An 8,008-nucleotide genomic window follows, 5' to 3' on the forward strand; every position below is an offset into this window, starting at 1 on the left:
CCGGAGGGCCCCCGGCGAGAACCCCTCGGGACATGCGAAGAGCCCTGGCACACGGGGGATGCCAGGGCTTGGGGTTTCGCACGGCCCCCGCAGGGCCGCTGGTGCCGGAGGACCGGCGTCGGGTCAGGCGGCGGTGCGGTGGCGGTCCAGCACGGTGTCCACACCGTGCTCGGCGGCGAGACGACGGAGGTCGTCCAGCTCGGACTGCTCCACCTCGGCGAGGAACTCGTCCCCGGCCTCGATCGCGCGGTGCAGGTCCTGCTCGGCGTTGGCTATGCGCTGCAGGATTCCGGCCTTGAAGGCGTCCATACGGGCCCCCTTACTGTGTCGGACGTGCACGGTCGTACGTTCTCCGCCCCGAGGAGGGTTCAGCCGGTGAATGCGCCCGGTCCGACGGGTGGTGGATCTCCGGTCGGGCGCGGAGACGGCCCTTCGGCCGCTCCCGGTGACGTCCCAGCCCCAGGGCCGGCGCGGATGAACGCACGGCGGGTGGGTGCGATCGGCCATCAGCCAGATCGCGGGTGTGCAGCTGTCCTCCCCGCCCGGGGGGCGGGGAAACCTCCCGGCGGAAGAAAGTTGCCCGTGTCACAGTCCAAGCGGAGCGTTCCCGATACGAACGGTCGCCGCCACGTGGTCCGGGCTTCCTGCCCGAGGGGCAGCTTATCGCTGCTTTACCGCAGGACCAGGCAGGATGGAGGCACCGTCGGAGCCGTGCGTCCGCTTCCGGGGCCGGCCTGGAGAAGGGACAACGACCGTGCGGGTTCTCGTCGTCGAGGACGAGCAGCTGCTCGCCGAGGCTGTCGCGACCGGCCTGCGCCGCGAGGCGATGGCCGTCGACGTGGTGTACGACGGGGAGGCCGCGCTCCAGCGCATCGCGGTCAACGACTACGACGTGGTGGTCCTGGACCGCGACCTCCCGCTGGTCCACGGCGACGACGTCTGCCGCAAGGTGGTCGAGCAGGGCCTGGCCACCCGGGTGATCATGCTGACCGCCTCCGGCGACATCAGCGACCGGGTCGAGGGCCTGGAGATCGGCGCCGATGACTACCTTCCGAAGCCGTTCGCCTTCAGCGAACTCGTCGCCCGGGTGCGGGCGTTGGGTCGCCGCGCGACCGTCCCGCTGCCCCCGGTGCTGGAGCGGGCCGGTATCTCGCTCGACCCCGGCCGGCGCGAGGTGATCCGCGAGGGGCGCACCGTCCAGCTCGCGCCCAAGGAGTTCGCCGTCCTGGAGGTGCTGATGCGGGCCGGCGGCGCGGTCGTCTCCGCCGAGCAGCTCCTGGAGAAGGCCTGGGACGAGCACACCGACCCGTTCACCAACGTCGTGCGGGTCACCGTGATGACGCTGCGCCGCAAGCTCGGCGACCCGCCGGTGATCGTCACCGTGCCCGGTTCCGGCTACCGGATCTGACCGGAACCCGCCCCCGGAGTCCGAACCCCGGAACCTGACCCCCGGAGTCCGCCCCCCGGAGTTCGAACCCCGGAGAACCGAGCTCCGGACTCCATCCCCCGGGCCGTGCCCCCGAGGATCCCCCGCCGTACCCAGCGCCCGCCCCGGCGGACGCCCGAGAGGACGATCATGACCACCCCGCCGCCCCCGGCCGGCGGGCCCTCCGGCGCGCCCGCCGGCGGCCCGCGAGCCGTACCGCCCAAGCCCGTGCACCCGCCGCGCCCGACCCGCCCGGGCCAGCCCGAGACCTACGTCCCCGGCGACGGCCTGCTCGCCTGGCTGCCGTTCCGCCCGACCATCCGGATGCGGCTCACCCTGCTGTACGGCGGGGTGTTCCTGATGGCCGGCGTGGTGCTGCTGCTGGTGATGTACTTCTTCGTCCAGCAGGCGCTCCAGCAGGTCGGCCAGCCCCACCTGGTGCTCAACGGCATCCCCGTGCGGACGGCGGACGGCCAGGTCATCACCACTCAGTCCGCGCTCGACCAGTGGCTGAACGACCAGCGCTCCTTCCAGGCCGGCCAGGCGCTCAACACCCTGCTGCGCAAGCTGCTCACGGTGCTCGTCTGCCTCGCCGTGATCGCCTTCGCGGCCGGCTACGCGATGGCCGGCCGGGTGCTGCGCCCGCTCGGCCGGATCACCCGCACCGCCCGTGACGTCGCCTCCTCCGACCTGCACCGCCGGATCGAGCTGGACGGCCCGGACGACGAGCTCAAGGAGCTCGCCGACACCTTCGACGACATGCTGGACCGGCTGGACCGCTCCTTCGACTCCCAGCGCCGCTTCGTCGCCAACGCCTCGCACGAGCTGCGCACCCCGCTGGCGATCAACCGCACCCTGCTGGAGGTCCAGCTCTCCGACCCGGCCGCCTCGCCCGACCTCCAGCAGCTCGGCAAGACCCTGCTGGCCACCAACGAGCGCAGCGAGCAGCTGGTGGAAGGCCTGCTGCTGCTGGCCCGCAGCGAGAACGAGCTGACCGACCGCCGCGCCGTGGAGCTGTCCGAGGTGGCCACCCGGGCGCTGGAGCAGACCCGGGGCGAGGCCGACAAGCGGGAGGTCGAGCTGCGGTCCAAGCTCGACCCGGCGGTGGTCGCGGGCAACGGCGTGCTGCTGGAGCGGCTGGCGCTCAACCTGCTGCAGAACGCCGTCCGCTACAACACCCCCGGCGGCTGGGTCGAGCTGGCCACCGCGACCGTGCCGGGCGGCGGCGAGCTGGTGGTCTCCAACACCGGCCCGGTGGTGCCCGGGTACGAGCTGGAGCACATCTTCGAGCCGTTCCGCCGGATCAAGGGCGCCGACCGCACCCGCAGCGACAAGGGGGTCGGCCTGGGCCTGTCCATCGTCCGCTCGGTGGTGCGCGCCCACGGCGGCACCATCGAGGCCACCCCGCGCGCCGGGGGCGGCCTCACCATGCGGGTGCGGATTCCCTCGCCCTAGCGACCCTCCAGGCCCCTCCTCGCCGCCACGGCGCCCCACGGCGCGACGCCGTTCCCGCCGTGGCGGCCCCCGGTGCTGCCACGTTCCGTGGGCGACCGTTCCCAGCCGCCCCCGCCAGGCCCGTCAAGACGACATAAGGCCTGGCGGGGGCGGCTTGTCTTTTCCGCCCCGAGCAACTTACGGTGTCGTAACCTACGCAACCGTAAGTGCGCCCGCCGGCTCGTCCGCCGAAGGCTCCCGACACGACGCGTGCCCGCCCAACGCGCCCGTCCAGCGCGTATCCGTCCCCAGGAGCAAGACCGTGACCATCGCCCCTGTGCAGAGCAGCCCGTCGCTCGGATCGAGCGGCTGGACCGACACGCGGCTCATCCTGGCCCTCGAAGAGGTCGTCGAGAAGGAGCTCAACCGCCACCTGGGCGTGGCCAAGGAGTGGATGCCGCACGAGTTCGTGCCGTGGAGCCAGGGCCGTGACTTCGACGGCGTGCTGGGCGGCGAGGCCTGGTCGCTGGACCAGTCCCAGGTGACCCCGCTCGGCCGGGTCTCGCTGGTGGTGAACCTGCTGACCGAGGACAACCTGCCCAGCTACCACCACGAGATCGCGACCATGTTCGGCCGCGAGGGCGCCTGGGGCACCTGGGTGCACCGCTGGACCGCCGAGGAGGGCCGGCACGGAATAGCCATCCGCGACTTCCTGCTCGCCACCCGGGCCGTCGACCCGGTGGAGCTGGAGCGGGCCCGGATGTCCCACATGTCCGAGGGCTTCGAGTCCGACAACTCGCACAGCATGCTCCACTCGGTCGCGTACGTGGCCTTCCAGGAGCTCGCGACCCGCATCTCGCACCGCAACACCGGCAAGTACGCGGGCGACCCGCTGGCCGACCAGCTGCTGGCGAAGATCGCCAACGACGAGAACCTGCACATGGTCTTCTACCGGAACCTGCTGAAGGCCGCCCTGGAGATCGCCCCGGACCAGGCCATGCGCGCCATCGCCGACGTGGTGGTCAACTTCCGGATGCCCGGCCACGGCATCCCCGGCTTCGAGCGCGCCGCCGCCCAGATCGCCATCGGCGGGGTGTACAACCTGCGCATCCACCACGACGACGTGCTGCAGCCGGTGCTGCGCAAGCTGCGCGTGATGGAGCTCGACGGCCTCGGCCCGGAGGGCCTGCTGGCGCAGAACGAGCTGGGCGTCTTCCTGGACGGGCTGGACGGACAGGCGCGCAAGTTCGAGGAGCGCCAGGCCGCGCTGCTGGCCCGCCGGGAGGCCCGCCGCAACGCGGGCTAGCAGGTCGGCCGGGACGGTGGCCAGGACGGCGACCGGGACGCCGGCGGGGGCGCTCCCGCCGGGCCGTCACGCCCCCTGGAGGAGGGGGCGGAGTGGGTGGATTTTCCGTGGTTTGCCCCGGAAGATTCTGAACGTGACCAAGCTCACATCGTGTCGCTCCGCGATTCCGGGTGACCCCGGAGAGTGATCACCCCATCGGGGCAGCCGATCGCCGTCCGTGACCGGAATCCGGCCTGCCGTCGGTCCGCAGGATTGGTCGGCATCGCTGGTGGGCAAGGGATTGGGCGGACACCAGTACGGCTTCCGATCACTGTGAGTCGCCGGTTCAGAGGGCTCACGGCGGGTCGAAGATGGCCCAGCGTGAGGCCTTCCGCGCCCTGGAGGATCACCCCAACGGAGCCCTGGCTGAGTGTCGATTGAGTAACAGGGCTTGAAGTAAGGCAAAATCTCCGCCTCGGGTCGGGCACAAGACCGACCCCCCATGCGTTACGTGCGCTGGAGATACCGCACACACCGCACAAACCCGGAGGGGGAGAGCGACAATGGCAACCGACTACGACACCCCACGCAAGACCGACGACGAGCTCAACGAAGACAGCATCGAGGAGCTCAAGGCTCGGCGGAACGACAAGGGCGGCGGCTCCGTCGACGTCGACGAGTTCGACGCCGCCGAGGGCATGGAGCTTCCCGGTGCCGACCTCTCGAACGAGGAACTCGCCGTCCGTGTCCTGCCCAAGCAGGCGGACGAGTTCACCTGCATGAGCTGCTTCCTGGTTCACCACCGCAGCCAGCTCTACAGCGAGAAGAACGGCAACCCGATCTGCCGGGACTGCGGCGCCTGAGCACCGCAGCGGACAGCGCCAGGTGCCCGTGGCTCCCGCGGCACCGGCACACCGCCCCTTCCGGCCCCGGGCAGCGGGGCCGGACGGCAGGTCCGCGGACCGTCCTCGCGGACGGGCCCGGGAGGACGGAGTCGGTCGGCCGCGTGCCGGTCAGGACAAAGTCGTAGGGACGGTCCCGCAGCAGCGGAACCGTCCCTCTCGGTCTTTCGGGGCCTGTGCGCGTCGGCTAGGTACGGGCGCCGCGCCGGGCCTCCTCCAGCGCCTCGGCCAGCTTCATCGGCGAGCGGGTCGACAGGTACAGGTAGGGCGTCGGGTCGGCCGGGTCGCTCACCTCGACCCGCAGCGCCGTCGGGACGTAGCTGCGCAGCAGCATGAAGGCGCGGGGATCGGCCTTCGGGCCGCGCCAGGCCGCCGCCTCGGTGGGGCTCAGCGCGTGGGCGGCGCCCAGCGCCTCCACCGGGATCCGGGCCGGTCCGGCCACCAGCGAGCCCTGCACCACGCGGATCCGGGCCGAGCCGTAGCTGCTGATCGCCACCGCGCCGACGGCGATGCCGACCACCAGGCCGACCAGGGCGGCCGGCCCGCTGACCCGGATCAGGATCAGTGCGAGGGTCAGACCGACTGCGACCGGGAGCAGCAACCAGGAGCGCGGCACCGTGAGGCGTTCGTCGTACATGCCCTCCATTGTGGGCGCCCTGACGCCCGGGTCGGGACGCCACCCCCACCGGAGGGCTTGCTACCCCTGGGTAGGCTGGCGAGCCGTGACCGGTACGACCACCCCCACGACCCCCACCGACCGGCCGGCGCCCGCGTTGCCGCCGACCCCGACCACCCCGCCGCCGGACGCCGTGATCCCGGAGCGCCACCCCCACGCGCCCGCCCCCGGCACCCGCCTCGGCTCCCACTACGAGCACTGCTTCGGTTGCGGCCCCCAGCACCCCGGCGGTCTGCGGATCGACGCGGTCGCCGGCGAGGGCCTGGACGTCACCGCCGAGTTCCGCGTCCGGGACGTCCACCAGGGCGGTCCCGGGCTGGCCCACGGCGGCCTGCTGACCACGGCGATGGACGAGACCCTCGGAACGCTGAACTGGCTGCTGCACGCCCCCGCGGTGACCGGCCGGCTGGAGACCGACTTCCTCAGCCCGGTGCCCGTCGACTCGGTGCTGCACCTGCGCGCCTGGATCACCGGGGTGCACGGCCGCAAGATCTACAGCGCCGCCGAGGGGCGGATCGGGGGCCCGGACGGACCGGTCGCCGTGCGTGCTCAGGCACTGTTCATCCAGGTGAAGCTGGAACACTTCACCACGCACGGTCGTCCCGAGGACATCGAGAAGGTCCTCGACGACCCGGATCTGATGAAGCGCGCACGAGCCTTTGAGGTGAACCCTTGAGCGAGACCCCCCGTCCGCAGCTGGACGTCCTGATCAGGCGCATCGACGGCGAGCTGCCGCTGCCCGAGTACGCGCAGCCCGGGGACGCCGGTGCCGACCTGCGGACCACAGTCGACGCCGAGCTGGCCCCCGGCGAGCGGGCGGTGCTCCCCACCGGCATCGCCGTCGCCCTGCCGGACGGCTACGCGGCCTTCGTCCACCCGCGCTCCGGGCTGGCAGCTCGTTGCGGAGTTGCTCTCGTGAACGCCCCGGGGACGGTCGATGCCGGGTACCGTGGAGAGATCAAGGTGATCGTCGTCAATCTGGACCCGCGCGAGGGGGTCAGCTTCCGCCGAGGGGACCGGATCGCCCAGCTGGTCATCCAGCAGGTCGAGAAGGCCCGCTTCCACGAGGTGGCCGAGCTGCCTGGGTCGGCACGTGCCGAGGGCGGGTTCGGGTCGACCGGTGGCCACGCCGCGGTCTAGCATTCCCGCGGCCTCGCAGGAAGCCGAGCAGGTATTCGCATCGGTCTTGGACCGGGAAGGACAGTGACCGTGTTCCGTCGTCGCCAGAAGAGCGAGGACGCTGTCGAGCAGCTCGCCGACGACGCCATCAGCGCCGACGAGACGCCCGATGACGTCGAAGGTTCCGCCGAGAGCGAGAACGTGACCGAGCTGGACCCGGCCGACAGGGTCGGCCTGCCGGCAGCCCCGCGGCCGGACGGCCCGTGGGACCACTCCGAGCTGGAGACGCCGGAGGAGGGACGGGTCGACCTCGGGGGTCTGCTGGTCCCCGGCGTCGAGGGCATGGAACTGCGCGTCGAGGTCGCCGGAGACGCGATCGTCGCGGCGACCCTCGTGCTCGGCAACAGCGCCATCCAGCTCCAGGCCTTCGCGGCCCCGAAGTCGGAGGGCATCTGGGGGGAGGTCCGCGAGGAGATCGCCAACGGCATCACCGCGCAGGGCGGCCAGGTCGAGGAGGAGGAGGGCCCGCTCGGCTGGCACCTCCGCGCCCAGGTCCCGGTGCAGCTGCCGGACGGCACCCAGGGCGTGCAGCTGGTGCGCTTCGTCGGCTGCGACGGCCCGCGCTGGTTCCTGCGCGGCGTGATCTCGGGCCAGGCCGCCGTGCAGCCCGAGATGGCCGGGATCCTGGAGCAGGTCTTCCGGCAGACCGTCGTCGTCCGCGGCGAGACCCCGATGGCTCCGCGCGACCCGATCGTGCTGAAGCTCCCCGAGGACGCCCAGATGGTGGCCGACGGTGGCGGGGCTGCTGCCGCCGCGGCCGAGGGAGAGGGCCGCTACGGCTCGCTCGACCCGTTCTCGCGCGGTCCGGAGATCACCGAGGTTCGCTGACCCTCGCGAGGATCATCTCCGCGGATCGCCTCCGCCCGGAGCCCCGGGCGGAGGCGATTTGCATGTGGCGGGCTGGTCCCCGTACAGTTCCGGAGTCGCCGCGGGAGACCGGGGCGACAAAGCGGAAAGCGAATCCGATGAATGAAACTCCGGAAAACGGAGCGGAAAACATCTGATAAGCTTGAAACACGAAAGAACGAAGCGCCCGGAGGGCCCGCTGGAAGGCGGTCCGAAGGAAGCGTCCGTTCCTTGAGAACTCAACAGCGTGCCAAAAGTCA

Annotated in this window: 9 protein-coding genes; 7 read left to right on the forward strand and 2 right to left on the reverse strand. The window is 71.8% G+C overall.

Going from position 1 to position 8,008, the window contains the following annotated elements; translation table 11 throughout:
• Window positions 1-123 precede the first annotated feature (123 nt).
• Window positions 124-309: a hypothetical protein gene (locus ABTY61_RS27870; RefSeq protein WP_030285471.1), complete on the reverse strand. Its 186-nt coding sequence runs from the start codon at window positions 307-309 to the stop codon at window positions 124-126.
• Window positions 310-754: 445 nt separating this feature from the next.
• Here ABTY61_RS27870 and ABTY61_RS27875 point away from each other — a divergent pair, with 445 nt between their 5' ends.
• The 4 genes from ABTY61_RS27875 (at window position 755) to ABTY61_RS27890 (ending at window position 5,008) form a co-directional block, all read left to right on the forward strand.
• A complete protein-coding gene (locus ABTY61_RS27875; protein WP_063349384.1) occupies window positions 755-1,408 on the forward strand; it encodes a response regulator transcription factor in 654 nt (217 codons plus the stop codon).
• A gap of 168 nt (window positions 1,409-1,576) precedes the next feature.
• Window positions 1,577-2,881: a sensor histidine kinase gene (locus tag ABTY61_RS27880; RefSeq protein ID WP_350507834.1), complete on the forward strand. Its 1,305-nt coding sequence runs from the start codon at window positions 1,577-1,579 to the stop codon at window positions 2,879-2,881.
• A 301-nt stretch (window positions 2,882-3,182) separates the two neighbouring features.
• Complete coding sequence (locus ABTY61_RS27885; protein WP_350507835.1) at window positions 3,183-4,166, forward strand: acyl-ACP desaturase; 984 nt, start codon at window positions 3,183-3,185, stop codon at window positions 4,164-4,166.
• 542 nt (window positions 4,167-4,708) lie between these two features.
• Window positions 4,709-5,008, forward strand: a complete 300-nt coding sequence (locus ABTY61_RS27890; RefSeq protein WP_030057692.1) for a DUF4193 domain-containing protein — start codon at window positions 4,709-4,711, stop codon at window positions 5,006-5,008.
• A 226-nt stretch (window positions 5,009-5,234) separates the two neighbouring features.
• Here ABTY61_RS27890 and ABTY61_RS27895 read toward each other — a convergent pair whose 3' ends face one another.
• Window positions 5,235-5,684, reverse strand: coding sequence for a DUF3093 domain-containing protein (locus ABTY61_RS27895; RefSeq protein WP_502895446.1), 450 nt, complete (start codon window positions 5,682-5,684; stop codon window positions 5,235-5,237).
• Between the two features lie 136 nt (window positions 5,685-5,820).
• Between ABTY61_RS27895 and ABTY61_RS27900 the strand changes: the two genes are divergently transcribed.
• The 3 genes from ABTY61_RS27900 (at window position 5,821) to ABTY61_RS27910 (ending at window position 7,730) form a co-directional block, all read left to right on the forward strand.
• Window positions 5,821-6,399, forward strand: a complete 579-nt coding sequence (locus ABTY61_RS27900; protein ID WP_350507849.1) for a PaaI family thioesterase — start codon at window positions 5,821-5,823, stop codon at window positions 6,397-6,399.
• Window positions 6,396-6,863 (forward strand): dUTP diphosphatase, encoded by a 468-nt coding sequence (gene dut, locus ABTY61_RS27905; protein WP_350507837.1) that lies wholly within the window; start codon window positions 6,396-6,398, stop codon window positions 6,861-6,863. The genes ABTY61_RS27900 and dut overlap by 4 nt, the downstream gene beginning before the upstream one ends.
• Before the next feature lie 69 nt (window positions 6,864-6,932).
• Entirely contained in the window at window positions 6,933-7,730 is a 798-nt protein-coding gene (locus ABTY61_RS27910) for a DUF3710 domain-containing protein (RefSeq protein WP_350507838.1), read from the forward strand.
• Window positions 7,731-8,008: the final 278 nt, after the last annotated feature.

This window comes from Kitasatospora sp. NPDC096128 (genome assembly GCF_040303105.1).
Classification (GTDB): Bacteria; Actinomycetota; Actinomycetes; order Streptomycetales; family Streptomycetaceae; genus Kitasatospora.

Bases quoted from the DNA above. Each gene is read 5' to 3' on its own strand.
- ABTY61_RS27870 (WP_030285471.1), bottom strand. From the start codon at position 309: ATGGACGCCTTCAAGGCCGGAATCCTGCAGCGCATAGCCAACGCCGAG.
- ABTY61_RS27880 (WP_350507834.1), top strand. From the start codon at position 1,577: ATGACCACCCCGCCGCCCCCGGCCGGCGGGCCCTCCGGCGCGCCCGCC.
- ABTY61_RS27890 (WP_030057692.1), top strand. From the start codon at position 4,709: ATGGCAACCGACTACGACACCCCACGCAAGACCGACGACGAGCTCAAC.
- ABTY61_RS27895 (WP_502895446.1), bottom strand. From the start codon at position 5,684: ATGTACGACGAACGCCTCACGGTGCCGCGCTCCTGGTTGCTGCTCCCG.